Annotated in this window: 17 protein-coding genes; 15 read left to right on the forward strand and 2 right to left on the reverse strand. The window is 41.6% G+C overall.

Going from position 1 to position 18,832, the window contains the following annotated elements:
• Positions 1–29: 29 nt before the first annotated feature.
• From J2T50_RS04775 to J2T50_RS04805, 7 genes are read left to right on the forward strand one after another with little or no spacing between them, the layout of a single operon-like run.
• Positions 30–299: a DNA repair protein gene (locus tag J2T50_RS04775; protein ID WP_253364240.1), complete on the forward strand. Its 270-nt coding sequence runs from the start codon at positions 30–32 to the stop codon at positions 297–299.
• On the forward strand, positions 289–867 hold the full coding sequence (lepB, locus tag J2T50_RS04780; RefSeq protein WP_253364241.1) for a signal peptidase I: 579 nt from the start codon (positions 289–291) through the stop codon (positions 865–867). Before J2T50_RS04775 ends, lepB begins: the two co-directional genes overlap by 11 nt.
• 15 nt (positions 868–882) lie before the next feature.
• A complete protein-coding gene (locus J2T50_RS04785) occupies positions 883–5,121 on the forward strand; it encodes an InlB B-repeat-containing protein (protein WP_253364242.1) in 4,239 nt (1,412 codons plus the stop codon).
• Between the two features lie 31 nt (positions 5,122–5,152).
• Positions 5,153–6,670 (forward strand): SpaA isopeptide-forming pilin-related protein, encoded by a 1,518-nt coding sequence (locus tag J2T50_RS04790; RefSeq protein WP_253364243.1) that lies wholly within the window; start codon positions 5,153–5,155, stop codon positions 6,668–6,670.
• A gap of 48 nt (positions 6,671–6,718) precedes the next feature.
• Positions 6,719–7,576 carry a class C sortase gene (locus J2T50_RS04795; protein WP_253364244.1) on the forward strand — a complete coding sequence of 286 codons (858 nt, stop codon included), beginning with the start codon at positions 6,719–6,721 and terminating at the stop codon, positions 7,574–7,576.
• A complete protein-coding gene (locus J2T50_RS04800) occupies positions 7,573–8,208 on the forward strand; it encodes a hypothetical protein (protein ID WP_253364245.1) in 636 nt (211 codons plus the stop codon). Before J2T50_RS04795 ends, J2T50_RS04800 begins: the two co-directional genes overlap by 4 nt.
• Position 8,209: 1 nt before the next feature.
• The gene (locus tag J2T50_RS04805) at positions 8,210–8,797 is read left to right on the forward strand and encodes a sortase (protein WP_253364246.1); all 588 of its coding nucleotides are present in this window, start codon (positions 8,210–8,212) and stop codon (positions 8,795–8,797) included.
• A gap of 39 nt (positions 8,798–8,836) precedes the next feature.
• On the opposite strand, the gene J2T50_RS04810 is transcribed toward J2T50_RS04805, so the two are convergent.
• Complete coding sequence (locus tag J2T50_RS04810; protein ID WP_253364518.1) at positions 8,837–10,324, reverse strand: DUF1846 domain-containing protein; 1,488 nt, start codon at positions 10,322–10,324, stop codon at positions 8,837–8,839.
• Positions 10,325–10,746: 422 nt separating this feature from the next.
• Between J2T50_RS04810 and J2T50_RS04815 the strand changes: the two genes are divergently transcribed.
• The 5 genes from J2T50_RS04815 (at position 10,747) to nox (ending at position 15,855) form a co-directional block, all read left to right on the forward strand.
• Positions 10,747–11,190: a MarR family winged helix-turn-helix transcriptional regulator gene (locus J2T50_RS04815; protein WP_253364520.1), complete on the forward strand. Its 444-nt coding sequence runs from the start codon at positions 10,747–10,749 to the stop codon at positions 11,188–11,190.
• A 9-nt stretch (positions 11,191–11,199) separates the two neighbouring features.
• Positions 11,200–11,928, forward strand: a complete 729-nt coding sequence (locus J2T50_RS04820; protein WP_253364248.1) for an ATP-binding cassette domain-containing protein — start codon at positions 11,200–11,202, stop codon at positions 11,926–11,928.
• Positions 11,921–13,447 (forward strand): ABC transporter permease/substrate-binding protein, encoded by a 1,527-nt coding sequence (locus J2T50_RS04825; protein WP_253364249.1) that lies wholly within the window; start codon positions 11,921–11,923, stop codon positions 13,445–13,447. The genes J2T50_RS04820 and J2T50_RS04825 overlap by 8 nt, the downstream gene beginning before the upstream one ends.
• A 12-nt stretch (positions 13,448–13,459) precedes the next feature.
• Positions 13,460–14,296, forward strand: a complete 837-nt coding sequence (locus tag J2T50_RS04830) for an SDR family oxidoreductase (RefSeq protein ID WP_253364250.1) — start codon at positions 13,460–13,462, stop codon at positions 14,294–14,296.
• A 185-nt stretch (positions 14,297–14,481) separates the two neighbouring features.
• The gene (nox, locus tag J2T50_RS04835) at positions 14,482–15,855 is read left to right on the forward strand and encodes a H2O-forming NADH oxidase (RefSeq protein WP_253364251.1); all 1,374 of its coding nucleotides are present in this window, start codon (positions 14,482–14,484) and stop codon (positions 15,853–15,855) included.
• A gap of 22 nt (positions 15,856–15,877) precedes the next feature.
• Here the strand turns inward: nox and J2T50_RS04840 are convergent, their stop codons facing one another.
• Positions 15,878–16,990, reverse strand: a complete 1,113-nt coding sequence (locus J2T50_RS04840; protein WP_253364252.1) for an NAD(P)/FAD-dependent oxidoreductase — start codon at positions 16,988–16,990, stop codon at positions 15,878–15,880.
• 116 nt (positions 16,991–17,106) lie between these two features.
• Between J2T50_RS04840 and J2T50_RS04845 the strand changes: the two genes are divergently transcribed.
• The 3 genes from J2T50_RS04845 (at position 17,107) to J2T50_RS04855 (ending at position 18,827) form a co-directional block, all read left to right on the forward strand.
• Complete coding sequence (locus tag J2T50_RS04845; RefSeq protein WP_253364254.1) at positions 17,107–17,559, forward strand: hypothetical protein; 453 nt, start codon at positions 17,107–17,109, stop codon at positions 17,557–17,559.
• 2 nt (positions 17,560–17,561) lie between these two features.
• On the forward strand, positions 17,562–18,248 hold the full coding sequence (locus J2T50_RS04850) for a hypothetical protein (RefSeq protein WP_253364256.1): 687 nt from the start codon (positions 17,562–17,564) through the stop codon (positions 18,246–18,248).
• A 141-nt stretch (positions 18,249–18,389) separates the two neighbouring features.
• Positions 18,390–18,827, forward strand: coding sequence for a hypothetical protein (locus J2T50_RS04855; protein ID WP_253364257.1), 438 nt, complete (start codon positions 18,390–18,392; stop codon positions 18,825–18,827).
• Positions 18,828–18,832: the final 5 nt, after the last annotated feature.

Raw genomic sequence — 18,832 nt, forward strand, 5'->3', positions numbered from 1 at the left:
AATCAAGTATACTAATTGAAATTAGGGAAATGAACACAAAAGAATTAAAATTTTTACGAAGAGCACAATTGTTAGAATTGATGCTGGAACAGCAAAATGTGATTGAAGAGCAGCAGGCTCGGATCAATGAATTAGAAAAAGAGCTCGCGAATCGTCATTTAAAAATGGAACAAGTAGGGTCCATTGCGGAGGCTTCTTTATCGCTGACAAGAATTTTTGAAGAGGCTCAAGCAGCTGCAGACTTGTATTTGGAAAATGTACGACGGATTGTTGAAGAGAAAGAAGAAAATGGAATCTGAAAAATTAACTTCAAGGGATGTTGCAAGAGAATTAGAGCGAGTTCGGTATCAATCCAGCTTTTGGATGATTGTGAGAAATACGCTCTTTACACTTCTTGCAGTTGTATCACTTGCAATATTGGTGGCAGTCTTATGGCTGCCTGTTTTGCGAATTTATGGTAATTCTATGAACAAGACCTTGCAGCAAGATGATATTGTTCTGACTGTCAAGGAATCAAGTGATAAGGTTGAAACGGGTGATGTTTTGGCTTTTTATTATAACAACAAAGTGTTAGTGAAGCGAGTCATTGCCAAGTCAGGAGATTGGGTGGATATTGACTCGGAAGGGACAGTCTATGTTAATCAGAAAGAATTGGCTGAACCTTATGTTGATAAAAAGTCTCTCGGAAATAGCAATATTACCTACCCCTATCAGGTACCGGATGATCAGATTTTTGTATTGGGAGATAATCGTGAAGTATCGATTGACTCACGGAATACGTCTATCGGGACTGTAACAGAAGAACAAGTGGTCGGAAAAATTGTTTTTAAAGTTTGGCCGCTGAAATCATTTGGGGCTATCAAATAAATGAAAGGATAAGTTTTGAAGGATATTTATAGAATTATTTATGATTCTATCCAATATGGTCGTCACAAAGGAAAATGGAAATTTTTCCTGTGGGCTACCATGTTACTCTTAACATTTACAACAACTTATTTCTTAATTCTGCCAGCCATTACCATTGAAGAGGATAAGGCTGAGGAGATTGCTCTAGTCGTTGAGTCATCTTCAACGACTGGAAGTGAGGAAACATCTTCATCAAGTGTTGAACAAAGTTCAAAGACAGAAACGAGTTCTAGTTCGGTAGAAACAGAGCAAGTGACTGTAACTACTGGTGGAGAATACTTGGAAGATACCCTCTATGATAAAACAGAAGCTTATACCGTTTCTGTTCGTGTTACGAAAGATGCAAGGATTCCTAAAAGTGCGACCTTAAAAGTAGAAGAGTTAAAAGAAGAAGCTCAAGACTTTAATGATTACAAGGGTCAAGTTGAGAATCAGATTGATACAAAAATTAAGAGTTTGAAGCTATACGATATTACCATTATAGTAGATGGACAGGAAGTCGAACCTGCATCTGCTGTGCAGGTGGAAATATCTTATAGCCAGCCGATAGAATCAAGGGACGAAGAGGTCAAAATTGTCCATTTCAAAGATGATGGACAAATTGAAGTTCTGAGATCAAAAGATACAGAAGAAACGAAAAATGCAAGGAGTGATATTGCCTTTAAAACAGACTCGTTCTCTATCTATGCGATTGTACAAGGTGATGTGACAGTTCCGCGTGCTACTTACCATTTTGAAAATGCAGATGGCACAGATTATACGTTTTTAACGTCATCTGGTAAGGCGGTGCATGAGCAGGTGCTGAAGAATGGTGAAAGTTTGAAAGGTGTCGGTATTCCGATTGTCAGTAGTAACCAGCACTTTAATGGCTGGTATCTCTATGATAAAACGACAGGTCGATTCGGTGATAGGATTGAATTTGATGTGCCGATACCTGTGACAGAGACAAAAGATATTTATGTTCGTCCTAGCTACGGTAAGATTGCTTATGTGACCTTATATGATAGTCCAGATGGTGGAGCCATTTTAGATCGCCATGAGTTTGTCTTGAATAGTAATGGTGATGGCCAGATAGATTTGACAACGCATGACGTGGAGGCTCCGACCTCAGATTTGAGTTTTGCGGGTTGGTCATTAACACCGCACGGAGCCATTATTGATGCCGAGCTTGCTAAAAATTATCCGATTACAGGCAATATCTCCCTTTATCCCGTCTTTAAACAGGCTAAAAAGATTGAATTTTTTACGGGAGATCTGGCTTCTGGTGCGACTTATATAGCACCGAGACGAGTCTTTGAGGGAGAAACAGCAGCAAGGGTAGAGCCTAAAGAAGAGCCGACGCGTCCAGGGTATACATTTGTAGGGTGGTATACTTCTGAAACAGGAGGCTATCTTTATAACTTTGATGAAGTTGTGACAAGTGATATCAAATTGTATGCTAGCTGGATTCCAGCCCAGACAAGCTATACTGTGGTTTATTGGCAACAATCCGCAAATGACTCCCAAAATGCCCCAGACAGTCAAAAGACATATGACTATTTGGGGCAGGAGACACGAGCAGGGACGACGGGTAGTTTAGTCTATACTACCGCCTACGATCGTGTGACCAAGGTTCCTAATGGTTTCCAATTGAATAACAGAAGAACAGAATATTCCAAGGTTGTTCAACCAGATGGCTCAACAGTATTGAATGTCTACTATGACCGAAAACTGATTACAATGAGGTTTACATTCCGAGATGGTACAAGAAAAATATTTACAGGTTTGTATGGAACTAGTTTAGCAGCAAATGGATATACTTGGCCTAGAACAAATTACGCTTGGAGCTATTATTCAGACAATGGTATAGGTGGTATGAGTTACTTAGGCGACTTTATTCTTCCTGATACAGTTGCGGAGCGAACTGGTACTGTTATTGAACTTTTTCCAGGTGGTGGAAAAACGCAAGAATATCGTTTCTTTAAACAGAACATTGATGGCAGCTATTCAAATGATCCAAATGATATTGGTGCAGGAAGCAATGCACAGCGATTTACTTTCTCTGAAAAATATACAGGTTTCAAAGTAGCATATGCTCAGAGATACTATAATAGTGGTAGTGTATATGATTTATCTGCGAAGAGTGTCGCTTCTGGACAATGGGTATCATTGCTGGATTCGTATTATGGTAATTATCTAAATCTAGCCATTTGGTACGAACGCAAGTCCTTCAAGATTCATTATTTAGATCCTTTTACCAATCAGGAATTAAGTAATTTCCCAGAAAAATCAGCCTTGTATGAAGAGAATTTATCGAAATACGAGCCTGATACAACTACCACTAAGCCTGTTCCGAGCCTGCCTGGTTATGAATGGGATGGAAAGTGGTACAAAGACCAGGCTCGTACTACAGAGTTTGATTTTAATACAAAAATGCCTGACCATGATGTGAAAGTATATGCTGGTTGGCGCAATATAAAATATAAAGTCACTATCGAGCCAGATGGAGGAGCCTTATCAGCAGGTGAATCCACCTACTTCAATGTGAATTACGGTGAGAAAATTAGTGAATACTATGACATTAGCCGTGATTATGTTGAAGATTCAGATGGTGCTTACTATTATCGCTATGATACGCGGGCTAATGCAACTGCGGTAATAGAAACGCAACGTTATGCCCGTTATACGACAGACCCAACAGAGCCAAATGTAGATACAAGTAAGAAGTATCGCTTTGAGAAAGATGCATACAAATTAGTAGGATGGTATTATGTCAATAAAGACGGAACGGTTAGACCATATGACTTTTCGGGTTCGGTAACAACCGACATCACCCTTCGTGCAATTTGGCGGCGTGTCGGTGAGTACCATATCAAGTATTCAGACGATGCAGTTGGTTTGGATGGCAAGCCGGTCCTGAAAGACGGCGCACAAGTCAAAACGTCAGAATCACCGGTTGACACCAATAGTTATGATGACCAGTCTCACTCGGCTTTACTGAGTCGCCCGCAGATTCCAGAGGGCTATCGATTCCGAGGATGGTGGTATAACGGTAAGTTATACAATCCCTACGACTACATACCGGTATTAAGTAAACTAGCCAATACTAATAAGGATATTATGATTTATCCAGCACTGATTCCTATTGAAGCTATTACCTTAGAAGATACTTTTATTAAATTTAACGGTAATGGTGGTAAGCGAATTGGGGAGAGTGGTGTAGAAGTAGAAGAGACACAGCTCAGTCACTTAGAATTAAATACTAAGATGAATGTACCTGATACGACTTACTTTGTTCGTGAAGGTTATGACTTGGTGGGATGGAATACAGACAAGATTCAAGCTAACTTGAGAGTTGTGCAGTTCCAACCAAATGAAGAAATTGGGGTTGATAATCAAGCCAATGTCTCCAATACTCTGTATGCGGTATGGAAGCCGAAAAAATACACAGTGACCATTTCCAAGAAAGTAATTGGAGTGGAAAGTGATAAAAATAAAGACTTCACATTTGACCCTAGTGACAGTCTGCAAGCGGAAAATTTCTTCTTACAAGATGGACAGTCAAAAGCATTTACGGTTGAATATGGAACGACGATTAGTATTGATGAACAGGTTTATGCAGATTTTAATGTCGCTGAAACTATTACAGAGAAAAATCTAGCAGATCATTCAGCAGATAAGACCTATCCTGCTAATAATACACCATCACTTGTTGTTAAAGGTGATGTGGATATTGTCTTTACAAACACACGGAACAAACAAAAATTGCGCGTTCAAAAAGTGGATATTGAAAACTTTAACAATACACTTTCAGGGGCAATATTTGATGTGTATACCATTGATGAAAATGGAAATCGTTCTGCTACACCGTCCTATGAAAATATTACGTCTGATGGCAATGGTTACCTAGTTGGTAAGAGTACAAATTATTTGTCTATTCCAGTCGGTAAGTACGCGATTGTTGAAAAGAAAGCTCCAGATGGTTACTTACTTCCGCAAGAAGCAATGACTCTTCAAGTCACAAGTACAAGTGTCAGCTTCCTGCAAAATGGAAATGCTGCCGCGGTTACAACTGCGACATTAGAAGATGGAGAAATTTTCTTCCAATACAAGATTACCAACTCCAAAGGTACAGAATTGCCAAGCACTGGGGGAATGGGTGAACACATCTATCTTATTTTAGGCTTACTCCTAGTCTTACCAGCTAGCTATATTTTATACAAAAGAAAAACATAGTATTGATACACAATACTAGAAGAAGGAAACTATGAAAAAACAAATCTTAACCACTATGCTGTTGTCAACAATCGCACTCGGCAGCCTAGCACCAGCTGCAACTAGCACCGTACTTGCGGCGGATAATGGAACGATAACTATCGAAAGTACGCAAAAAGGAGCAGTATATTCTGCATACAAAATTTTTGATGCAACTGTGGCTGATCCAGCTATCAATAATGGTGCTGTATCTTATACTGTTCCAGCAGATCGTGTAGATACGTATAAAGCAAGTGCCAATTTTGATACATTGTTTACCCTTACTACCAATGGTGGTGTAACTTATGTAACGAAAAAAGATAGTGCAACGGATTCACAAATCGCCGAGTGGGCTAAAAGTGTATCTGCGGGTCAAACACCAGCTAATACTGTTACAGAAGATGCAGCAGGTACGGCAGAGTTGTCAGTACCATACGGTTACTACTATGTCGGTACGACTGCAAACAATGGTGCAACTATTATGGTGACATCGGCTTCACCAAATGCAACTATTCGCGAAAAAAATAATGAACCTACATGGGGTGATGCGGATAACCAAGGTAAATCAGGTAAATCTGTAGACGATAAAGTAAAAGCGGTTGGAGAAACCGTTACCTATACGCTAAACTATACAAACGCAACATATTATACTAAAGGTAACAAGGTATACCAATATGTTGTCAAGGATGCCCTTCCAACAGGTGTTGATTTCAATGAAGGCTCTGTAAAAGTCGAAGTCAATGGACAGGTTCTTACAGAAGGAACAGGAAAAACAACTTATATCTTAAACCAATCCGATAATGGTTTTTCAGTGACAATTCCATGGGCAGCAACTCAAACTGCTACAACAGCTACAGGAGATGTAGTAGGAAATCAAACAACAGCTGCTACACTTGGGGATAAAGATGATTTTTACTATAATCCAATCTCAACTATCAAAGTAACTTATACAGCAACAATGTTGAAAGCTGCTTCAGAAGGCTCAACAGAAACAGATACCAATAAAAATACTGCTTATATCAATCCTAATGAATTGACAACTGATAAAGGTTCGTCAGCGACGGTTTATGATGGACAAATTACGATTGACAAAGTAGCAGCTGGTACAGATAAAAAACTGAAAGCTGCAAAATTTGTTTTGCGTAAAAAAGGTACAGAAGAGTATTTGAAGTTAGCAGATACTACTGAAAATGTGACTTGGGTAGGTCGTGATACAGCTCAAGTATTTACAACAGATACTCAAGGAGCAATCACTATTTCTGGTTTGGATGAGGGTGAGTATGAATTGCTTGAAACTGAAGCACCAGCTGGTTACAATCTTTTGAAAGAACCAGTTGCAGTCAAATTGGCATTTGATGAAAATATAGCAGATGGAGATACGCTTCTTGTCACTTCTAAAGTAGCCAACAAACAAGGTGCTGAGCTTCCATCAACTGGTGGTATGGGAACGAAGATTTTCTACATACTTGGTACCGTTCTTGTTATCGGTGGTAGTGTTGTCCTAATCGCGCGTCGTCGTGCAAGAAACTAATTAAATGATAGAAGAGGAGGGAATTGTGACAGAGAAAAAACAAAGCGTTTGACGGATAAAGCAATTTCCTTCTTTTTGGTTGCCATTATCGTGGCAGGTGTGGTGTTGCTGAGCTATCCGTCTGTGGCAGATTATTGGAATTCTTTCCACCAGTCGCAGGCTATCATGGATTATCAGGAGAAGGTGACAACTTTAGATACTAGCCAGTACCAAAAGATGATAGCAGATGCTGAAGTTTATAATGCAGAAATGGCAAAAACTGGCATCAATTGGCACATGAACAAGGAGGAGCGGAGCCGGTACAATTCGCTTCTGTCCATTGATAATACGGGTAATATGGGCTATGTTTCTATTCCAAAAATCAAGGTCACACTGCCTATCTATCATGGAACGACCGAAGAGGTATTGCAAACGTCTATTGGGCATTTGGAGGGAACTAGTCTACCAATTGGTGGGAGTGGTACCCATTCCGTTTTGTCGGGTCATCGTGGCTTGCCGTCAGCGCGACTGTTTTCGGATTTGGATAAATTGCGAGTTGGAGATCGTTGGACCGTCCACATTCTCAATGAAACCTACACTTATGAAGTTGACCAGATTCGTGTGGTCTTGCCACAAGATTTGAGCAATATTCAGATTGAAGCTGGAAAAGATTACCAGACTCTATTGACCTGTACGCCTTACGGGGTCAATACGCATCGCTTGTTGGTGCGAGGGCACCGAGTGGCGAATGAAGATGGAGATGCCTTGGTTTTGGCTGATGCCATTCAGATTGAACCAATTTACATTGCGCCGTTTATCGCTATTCCTCTCATTCTATCCTTACTCATGCTCTTCCTATTCTCAACGAGACAGCAACAGAAACGCAAGCAATTAGTCGAAAAAATCAAAAAAGGAGAAGACAAATGACTGTCAAAAAATTAAGTTATTTAGCAGGAATCGTGTTCCTTCTTTCTTGTTTTTTTCAGCTAGCTGTATTTGCCAAGTCTCCAAGAGGAAGTATCACGATTAGTCAATCTTATGAAGGCGAGGTGAGAGCTGGTGGTGATTTGAAATTGTATCAAGTTGCCAGTCTGCAGGAAGGAAATATGGTTTCAACGCCAGTATTTGCCGATGTTGCAGCTACTATGGACTTAAGCGCAAGCAGTATCGCTGTCAACAATCGCAACTACAGTCAACAATTAAAGCAACTTGCCCTCGCTAGCAGCCCGCTGCAAGAAGTAGCAGACATCCCGCTTTCAGGAGCGAAGTTTGAAGATTTGGAAGCAGGAGTTTATCTCATTATCCAGACTAAATCAGAGGATGGATTTGAACCACTCAGTCCAGTTTTAGTGGCCTTGCCAACAGATGATAATTACATTTTGTCAGCGACCGAGAAAATGAGCTTGAAAAAAGAGACAACTCCTTCGACTGTGATTGATGACAGCAAGGTTAAGAAACAGACGGAGCTTCCCTTTACAGGTCAATTGTGGTGGCCGATTCCGGTCTTGTTTGTGGTGGGGATGGCTTGCATCTATGCTTCTCGAAAGAAAAGAGGCTAGCATGCAGAAGAGAGACTTAAGAAGTCGGTTGCTTTTAGCTCTGGGCTTGCTTTGTATCCTGCTTTCTATGACATGGTTGGCGTGGAATTTGGTTGAAAATTATCAAGTGAAACAGGCTTCAGATCATGTATTATCTAGTTTGAAATTAGTAGAGAAACGGGATTTTGATGCGACAGATGAAGAGCTTCCTGTTGAAAAGATTGACCAGACCAATTATATGGGTGTCCTGTCCATTCCAGATAAGAATCTCTATCTTCCTATCGCAGCGGACTATAGTTTTGAGCAGATATCAAAGAACCCAACGCGGTACATGGGGTCTTACCTGACAAATGATTTGGTCGTGTGTGGTCATGACAATGCGGTCCATTTTTTAGCCTTGCAAACGATTGCTATAGGCACAAAAATAAGTTTAGAAACAGTGAACGGTGAGAAGATTCAGTACATGGTGACCAATCGAGAGGTTATCGAGCCGACAGCTGTAGACAAGGTGTCGAAGGGAACTGGTCAAGATGATGACTGGGATTTGAGTCTCTTTACCTGTACACAAAGTGGGCTAGCGCGTGTCTTGGTACGTTGCAAACGAATTTAAATAGAAAATAAAAGAACTGGAACTTTCGTTCCAGCTCTTTTATTTTCTATACAATTTGTCTTGTTCGTAGACTGGGTCAAAGGTCACGTGGATGCCCAGTTTACGGAAGACATTTTTATCTTCTTCAGGTAGGGTCACGGTCGAATGGACTTCGCTTCCTTTGAGGTTGGCCAGTTGGTTCATAGCCAATTGAGCTTCCTCGTTATTCATGGCAGTGATGGCAAGAGCCATGAGAATTTCGTTTGAGTGGAGGCGTGGATTTTTGCTTCCAAGGTGTCCAATTTTGAGATTTTGGATTGGTTTGACATATTCAGGTTCAATCAAGTGAGTCGCCTTGTCAATATTGGCTAATTTCTTGATGGCGTTAATGATGACAGCGGCAGATGGTCCGAAGAGTTCGGATGTTTTACCCGTTACAATTTCGCCAGTTGGCAATTCGAGTGCAAGGGCAGGATGATCAGTTGTTTCTTCTTTTTCGCGCGCCACAACGGTCACTTTGCGATCGGCAGGTGTTACGTTGATGTCATTCATGAGCAGTTTAATCTTCTTAACAGCAGTTTCAGGTACACGTTCTGCCTTGAAGTCAACGAGGGTTTGGTAGTAACGGCGGATGATTTCTTGCTTAGATGCTTCGATAGCTGCTTCGTCGTCCACGATGGCAAATCCAACCATATTGACACCCATATCAGTCGGTGATGCATAAGGAGACTTGCCAAGGATACGCTCCAACATCCGTTTTAATACTGGGAAAATCTCGATGTCACGGTTGTAGTTGACAGTTGTTTTGCCGTAGGCTTCTAAGTGGAATGGGTCAATCATGTTGACGTCGTCCAAGTCAGCCGTTGCAGCTTCATAGGCCAAGTTGACAGGGTGATGCAATGGTAAATTCCAAACTGGGAATGTTTCAAATTTGGCATAGCCAGAAGTCACCCCGTTGATTTGGTCATGGTAGAGGTTGGACATACAAGTCGCCAATTTACCTGAACCAGGTCCGGGTGCTGTCACGACAACGAGCTTGTGGCTGGTTTTGATGTAATCATTTTTTCCGAGACCATTTGGAGAAATGATATTGTCCATATCGGTAGGATAGCCGTCGATTGGATAGTGGAGGTAAGATGGGATACCGTTTTTCTCTAATTGCTTACGGAAGGCATCTGCCGCAGGCTGACCGCTGTATTGGGTAATGACAACTGAACCGACAAAGATGTCCAAGTCTTTGAATTTATCAATCAGACGGAAAACTTCTTGGTCATAAGAGATACCAAGGTCGCCACGTGATTTTGAATGCTCGATATTGCTTGCGTTAATGGCAATGACAATCTCGACTTGCTCTTTCAATTCTTGGAGTAGTTTAATCTTGTTATCAGGCTCATATCCTGGCAAGACGCGCGCAGCATGGAAGTCTTCCAGCATTTTTCCACCAAATTCAAGATAGAGTTTGCCTTCAAATTGATTGATACGCTCTAAAATGTGGTCACGCTGCAGATTGAGGTATTTTTCTGAGTCGAATGCGCTTTTTTTTGTCATTGGGAAATAGCTTTCTGTTTTCTTGGTAGTTTGAGCAGTTGCTTGATTAGCCATTGTTTCTTTGTCAAAAATTTCTGGCTTCAATCCTAAAATTTTACAAATCTTAAAGACGGTGTCTGCTTTGGCATTTAAGATACCACGTTCAAGGATAGAGCGGATGGTTGTGTAGGGAATGTCGTTTTCAATCGAAAAGGCACGTACACTGCCGTATTTTGCTTCAATTAGCTTTTTTAATTCTAGTTCGGTCATGATGTCCTCCTTGCTAACTAGTATACTATACGAAAAATCATTTGTAAAACAAAAAATATATACGAAAAAATGTAAATAAGTTGCTTTCGTAGCAATTTGTTGAATAAAATAGTTCCATATGGTAGTATATGTTTCAAGTTGTAATTCTATATAGAAATAAATGGTGGCATATGATTGAAAAAAGTAATGGTGGCTATTTAAACATGCGAGTGCATTTGCTTAATGGTCGGCTTTTCCAAAGTCTGCTCAACAAGGAGCCGGGTGTTCTGTATCGCAGTGAGCAAGGCAAGATTTTATCGGCTCTCTGGTCTAGTCAGGGGAGTATGACGGCTACGGATATTGCCCTAAAGACGGGGTTGGCTAATAATACGCTAACCAGCATGCTAAAACGGCTGGAGGAACAAAGCTTGATTGCTTTTGAGAGCCATCCTCTCGATAAGCGGAAAAAATTCGTTAGCTTGACAGACTTGGGCTGGTCTCAGGAGAAAATTGGCGACAAGGTCAGTCGGGAATTGGCGGATATTTTCTATAAGGGCTTCTCGGAGGAAGAAATGGGAGAATTCGAGGCTTATCTGGAGCGAATTTTAGAAAATTTACAGGCAGCTTCTGTGAAATAAGGAGAAGAAATGATTGAATTTAAAGATGTAAAAAAGACCTATGGCGAGGGAGATATTCTCAAATCTATTCAGTTGCAGATTCAGTCTGGAGAATTTATGGTTTTGGTTGGGCCGAGTGGTTCAGGGAAGACAACCTTGCTGAAAATGGTCAATCGGTTGATTGAACCAAGCGCGGGCCAGATATTCTTAGATGGCCAGGAATTAACTAGTCTGCCTTTACGAGCTCTCCGTTTGTCTATCGGTTATGTTTTGCAGCAGATTGCTCTTTTTCCAAATCTCACGGTGGCCGAAAACATTCTCTTGATTCCAGAGATGAAAAAATGGAAGAAAGGCCAAGCTCAGGAGCGGATGGAAGTCTTGATGGAGAAAGTTGGGCTACCGTTTTCTGAATATGGTCACCGCTATCCCAAAGAATTATCTGGTGGTGAGCAGCAACGAATTGGCATTTTACGGGCGATTATTGCACAGCCAAAGATCTTGCTCATGGACGAACCCTTTTCTGCCTTGGACGCTATTTCCCGTAAGCAATTACAGCTGTTGACCAAGGAATTGCATGAGGAATTTGGCATGACGACCATTTTTGTGACGCACGACACGGATGAGGCTTTGCTTTTGGCTGATAAGATTGCTGTTCTTCATGAGGGAGAGATTGTGCAACTGGCTAGTCCGACAGTTATTTTAGAAAGTCCTGTCAATGACTTTGTGAGAGATTTATTTGGAGGAGGTCAGGATGACTAGTCTCGTATCAACTTTTGAAAATCGATTTGGCGACTGGGTCACAGCACTTGGTCAGCATTTGCAACTTTCGCTGGTGACGCTTTTAATCGCCATTGTACTGGCATTGCCACTTGCAATCTTGCTCAGTCCGCATCGAAAAGCAGCAGAAGCTATCTTGCAAATTGCTGGAATGATTCAAACCATTCCTTCGCTGGCGATTTTAGGACTGCTGATTCCAATGATGGGAATCGGAACCTTGCCAGCCTTGACTGCCTTGGTCTTGTATGCTGTTTTTCCTATTTTACAAAACACTTTGACCGGTCTAGCAGGGATGGACCCTAGTTTGACGGAAGCAGGGGTGGCATTTGGGATGACCAAGTGGGAACGATTGAAGAAATTCGAGTTGCCCCTGGCCATGCCTGTGATTATGTCCGGCATTCGAACAGCGGCGGTATTGATTATCGGGACGGCGACTCTGGCTGCCTTGATTGGGGCTGGCGGACTGGGTTCTTTCATTTTGCTGGGAATTGACCGCAACAATACGAGCTTGATTTTAATCGGAGCCTTGTCTTCAGCCGTTTTGGCAGTGGGTTTTAATTTCCTTTTAAAATTTTTAGAAAAGGCACGTCCTCGGACGATTTTTGCTAGTTTTGCAGTCTTGATTCTGGGTCTGTCTGTCTCTTACGCGCCAGCCTTTTTCCCAAAAATGCAAGAAAAGGAAATCATTACTGTTGCTGGTAAATTGGGTCCTGAACCCGAAATTCTCATCAATATGTACAAGCTCTTGATTGAGCAAGATAGTAGTAAGTTAAAGGTTGACCTGAAGCCGAATTTTGGCAAGACGACTTTCCTGTACGAAGCATTGAAGTCAGGGAAGATTGATCTTTATCCAGAGTTTACGGGGACAGTCACGGCATCTTTGCTACAGCCTGCACCGTCTGTCTCAAATGATGCGGAACAAGTCTATGAAGCAGCCCGTGACGGTATTCTCAAGCAAGATAAGTTAGTGTTGCTTGAACCGATGCGCTATCAAAATACTTATGCTATCGTTGTTCCTCGGAAAATTGCAGAGCAATATGGGCTCAAGACGATTTCGGATTTGAAAGCTGTCGAGCAAGAATTAAAGGCAGGCTTTACCTTGGAATTTAACGACCGCGAAGATGGCAACAAAGGCCTGCAATCCTTGTATGGGCTCCAGTTATATGTTTCCACTATGGAACCTGCTCTCCGATATCAAGCTATTCAGTCAGGAGATATCCAGATTATAGATGCATACTCGACCGATGCAGAAATCGCCAAATATGACTTGGTCGTATTGAAAGATGACAAAAAGCTCTTTCCACCTTACCAAGGTGCGCCACTTTTATCCCAATCTTTGTTGAAAAAGCATCCAGAATTGAAAAAGATTCTGAATCAATTGGCGGGTCAGATTAGCGAAGAAGAAATGAGCCAAATGAATTATCAAGTTGGTGTAGAAGGTAAATCCGCTAAAAATGTAGCGCGTGCCTATTTAGAAAAGAAAGGACTACTGGAAAAGTAGTGGTAGATTGATATGACAACTATTGCAATTACAGGCGTGACAGGTCATTTAGGTGGCTATGTCGCTAAAAAAATCTCAGAAGCAGGAATTGTAGCGCGTCACTTGGCACGCAGTCCAGAGCGTGCGATTCGTTTTGCTAATGCAGAATTGGTTCAGGCTTCTTACGAATACAGCCCGCAAGCCGTCCAGGCTTTGACAGGTGTAGAGGCCCTGTTTATGGTTTCTGGGAAAGAACACCCAGACCGTCTCCAACAGCATTCTGACCTCATTGATGCCGCTAAGGAAGCTGGGGTCAAGCATATCATCTATACTTCCTTTTATAGTGCTAGTGATGAGGCGACCTTTACCCTCTCACGCGACCATGCAAAGACGGAAAATTATATCAAGGAAAATGGTTTTACTTACACATTTTTGCGGGATAATTTCTACATGGACTTTTTTGTCGAACTATGTCAGGAGTATGGAGAGGTCCGTGGACCTGCAGGACAAGGCAAGGTTTCAGCTGTCGTGCGCCAAGATGTTGCAGACGTGGTAGTGGAAATCCTGAAACACCCTGCAAAATGGGAAAATCAGACACTGGACATGACTGGTCCAGAAAATCTAAGCATGGCAGAACTTGTTCAGGTTGTCGGGCAAGCCTGGGGAAAGAAAATCAATTATATCGATGAGACGGTTGAAGAAGCCTACCAATCGCGTAAGGTCTGGCCAGCTGAAGACTGGGAATACGATAGCTGGGTTTCGACCTACACAGCCATTAAAGCTAGCGAGCAAGAAGGCCTTTCGTCAGATATTGAAAAGGTATTGGGCCGACCAGCGACCTCATTGGTAGAATTTTTAAAAACAAGATAAGGAAAAAATAGGACTATCGCAAGTTCTGTTTTTTGGTATGAATCTGATTAGTTGAAGTTTCGAATTTTTGTCGATATTTCCTCAAATAAATATTTTGTGAAATAATGAGCATATTTTTTGTAATCGGTAACAGAGTCAGTTATAATGTATGGTATAAAATAATATTTTGAAAGCGAGATTTTTCTATGGCAAAAATCGTTGTTGTTGGTGCAAACCACGCCGGTACTTCAAGTATCAATACACTTTTGGATAACTACGGTGCACAAAATGAAGTAGTTGTCTTTGACCAAAACTCAAACATCTCTTTCTTGGGTTGTGGTATGGCTCTTTGGATTGGTAACCAAATTTCTGGTTCAGAAGGTCTTTTCTACGCAAACAAAGAAATGCTTGAAGCAAAAGGCGCTCGTATCTACATGAACTCACCAGTTCAAGCAATCGACTACGATGCAAAAACAGTTACTGCCCTGGTAGACGGTAAAGAACACGTAGAAAGCTATGACAAGTTGATCTTGGCTACAGGTTCACAACCAATCTTGCCACCAATCGCTGGTGCAGAAATCAAAGAAGGCTCACTTGAGTTTGAAGCAACACTTGAAAACCTTCAATTCGTTAAATTGTTCCAAAATGCACAACAAGTTATTGATAAATTGGAAGACAAATCAAACGACATCAAACGCGTAGCAGTTGTTGGTGCGGGTTACATCGGTGTTGAATTAGCAGAAGCTTTCCAACGTCATGGTAAAGAAGTCATCTTGATCGACGTTGTAGATACTTGCTTGGCTGGTTACTATGACCGCGAGCTTTCAGACATGATGAGCAAAAACATGGCTGACCACGGTATCGAGTTGGCATTTGGTGAAACAGTTAAAGCTATCGAAGGCGACGGTAAAGTTGAACGCATCGTAACTGACAAAACAAGCCGCGATGTTGATATGGTCGTTCTTGCAGTAGGTTTCCGTCCAAATACATCTCTTGGTGCTGGTAAATTGGAAACATTCCGCAACGGCGCTTACCTTGTAAACAAAAAACAAGAAACAAGCATCAAAGACGTGTACGCAGTTGGTGACTGTGCGACAGTATTTGACAATGCTATTAACGATGTGAATTACATCGCTCTTGCATCAAACGCTCTTCGTTCAGGTGTAGTAGCTGGTCACAATGCTGCTGGTGTTGAAGTTGAATCACTTGGTGTACAAGGATCAAACGGTATCTCAATCTATGGCCTTAACATGGTTTCAACTGGTTTGACAGAAGAAAAAGCAAAACGCTTTGGCTTCAATCCAGTTGTTGTTGAATCAACTGACCTTCAAAAAGCTGCCTTCATCGAAGAAGCAAACCACGAAGTAACAGTGAAAATCGTTTATGATAAAGATACTCGTAAAGTTCTTGGTGCACAAATGGTATCACGTGAAGACATGTCTATGGGTATCCACATGTTCTCATTGGCAATCCAAGAAGGCGTAACAATCGACCGCTTGGCGCTCCTTGACTTGTTCTTCTTGCCACACTTCAACCAACCATTGAACTACATCGCAAAAGCTGCCATCTCAGCTAAATAATCATCAAAAAAATCGACTAGTTTTAGTCGATTTTTTTGATATATTTACTGGGTGAGTAGGGACTACGGTCGAAATGGGGATTTTTGTCGAGGATTTCTTGGGCAATTTGCCAACCGATAAAAGGACCAGATGTAAGTCCTGAAGAACCTAGACCGCTAGCGACCCATATGTGTTCTTGGTCAGAAAGGTTGCCGTAAAATGGGGAGTAGTCTGATGTGTAGGCGCGTATTCCCACCCGTCTAGCGCTAATAGGCAACTCAGCTAGTTCAGGGATGAATTGGCTAGCCGTTTCTTTCATTTTTTCAATCTTGTCATTATCCAGCGTCAAGTCAAAGCCCATATCGTCTTCGTGGCTCGCACCGATGACCAGTTTTCCATTTTCAAAAGGCAGGATATCAATCTCGCCGTGCAACATGCAACCAGACCACTCATCAGTAGTAAAGTCTGTTTCGATTTCCAGCAGTTGACCTTTCTGTGGACGGACATCCACAGTATAGTCTAGCGGAGCAAGAAGTTGTGGTAACCAAGCTCCCACAGCTAGGATGATTTGGTCGGTCTTCAGCACTTGCTGGTTGATAGAGATAGTCTGCTCATCCATCAACTCGGCTTTCCCATGGAGTAGTCTTCCACCATTTTGCAGAAAGGCTTCTTGTAAATGATCTAGCAAAAGATTGCCGTCCACACGGCCACCCCCACTTGCTAAAATAGCACCTTGCTCCGTTGATAGTTGAGGAATGATTTGTGTTACGGATTGTCCAGTGAATAGGTTAAGCTCCCCAATCATGGGAGCTTTTTCTCTTCTTTCAAGAGCTATATTTTCTAATTTTTTCAGGAGCTTTTCCTTGTTTTTAAAGACCAGTGTCCCAGTCTGCTTGTAAGCAGGGTTCGAAAATCCAACCTCTTGCAAATCCGACATTAGTTGCGGATAAAATGCCGCTCCGCTAGCGGTCAAATGATACCAATCTTGATTGCGACGTTGCGACAGCCAAGGGCAGATAATTCCAGCGGCAGCACGTGTCGCCGTACCAGTACCTTCATCAATCAAGGTCACCTGACAATCTTTTTCTTGTGATAGATAGAACGCGGCTGTCGAACCAACAATTCCCCCTCCGATAATGACTATTTCTCTTTTCATAGGAATATTATAGCATAAAATAGAGAATTTTTTTATCTGCTTGTACATGATACAATAAAGAGAAGAGAAAAATAGCACAAAAAAACAAAAGCATAAGAAAAGAAAGCAGGTTCAACATGAAATTCAAACGTAAGACACGACTAACCCAAGAAGAACAAGACTATATCAATGGAGTAGTTGGATATCCTCTGGCAAAAGAAAAGGATTATCTAATTTATTCTGAAACTGAGAGGATCTATCGTCTGATTATCGAATTCTACAACTCCAATCCGGATCGTCCTCAAGATGAAATTCATATTACTATCTATAAAGATAAGGTAATTGTACTAACCTATACTTACTGTGTTAAGGGAGATATTCTTGAGTTCCATTTCGAGTCTATCCTAGTCCCTTCTCAGTTTAGGGATGAGGAGGAAAAGATCATTGAGGTTATAAAGGGGACAACCGAGGCAATAGGTGCAAATAAAGATGGCAGTCCTGGTCGATGGTCATACATATATACCGATGGTTTTCCGCTGACCTACAGTGATGAGATAACGATTCCAGTTGTTGCATCTAGTGAGGTTTAGCGATGTACAAAACAATCAAAGATATCATTACTTGGGTAGAAAATTACCCTCAACCTAAAGCAAACTTAGAACAGTTTGCCCTAGACCTGGCCGACCAGATCCGCCAGATGTCTTTTGACTTGCCTGAGGGTAGCAGAACTATCTTCTACTCAGGAGGGTTCACTGGGGCAGATTCCTCTGCCAATGGCTACATGTTTCACACAGCTAAAAGACACAGCGAAGCTAGTAAGGCCAAGCTGTCCTTCATCAACGATGTCGCCGAAAATATCTTAAATGATCTAGATTTTAAAAAAGCGATTGATGAAGCGATTGATTTTGAAACTAATACATTATTCCGTGGAACCTGGAAGGGTGACACTCGTCAAAAGACCGTTTTCGGAGATAAGGCCTTGGCTTTGGATGATCTCATATCCGAGATACTGGTGCAGAAGCATGCTAAGGGGGATGTGGCAGTCCTGATGGGGCCAGATGCTGATAAAAATCGGGTCTTTGCCCAGACGGAGCTGCCGGGACTGATGGCTAATGAGCGAGTTACTCATATTAATGGCATCCCCAAGGAGGAGTTGGCCGGTCTTTCCAGCGATTTGGAGCGCTTCAATCGCATTAAGGCGGAATCAGTAACACAGTTGTCAAAGGCAGAAATCTATTCTAAAATCAATAAATTTTATATGAATTCGCTGGTTTTGTGATAGATTTCAGTGAAAGGAGAAAAAACGATGATGTGCCAAAAGATAATTGTTCGCTCACTACCGTTTCTGGACTCTAGTTAGAGGGCAGAGACAGGAAATGGCGCAACAAATAAAGAATAAGAAAACGAAAGAAGGTTCAAAATGGAATTTAAATTAAAAATGCACCTAACCCAAGAAGAACAAGATTATATCAATGGAGTAGTTGGTTATCCATTGGTAGAAGAGAGGGATTATTTGGTTTATTCTGAAGCCGATAAGATCTATCGCTTAATTTTTCAATCACAAAATTCAAATCCTGATCGCTGCCAAAATGCAATTGATATTATGATTTATAAAGATAGTCTCGTGAAATTGACCTACAGAGCTCATAGTCGAAATGACTACGAAGAAGTGACCTTCTTTGCAATAGTAGCACCTACCAAACTCAAGAATGAAGAAGAGAAAGTTATTAAAATGATTAAGGCTACGCAAGCGAGGATGGCTGCTGCGAGAGATGGAGATCCTGATAAAATGGTGATGATTTATCCCAATGGTATCCACATAACCTATAGTGATGACCGTTTGATTCCAATTAAGTAGAATGG

Source organism: Streptococcus gallinaceus, from assembly GCF_024170225.1.
Lineage (GTDB): Bacteria > Bacillota > Bacilli > Lactobacillales > Streptococcaceae > Streptococcus > Streptococcus gallinaceus.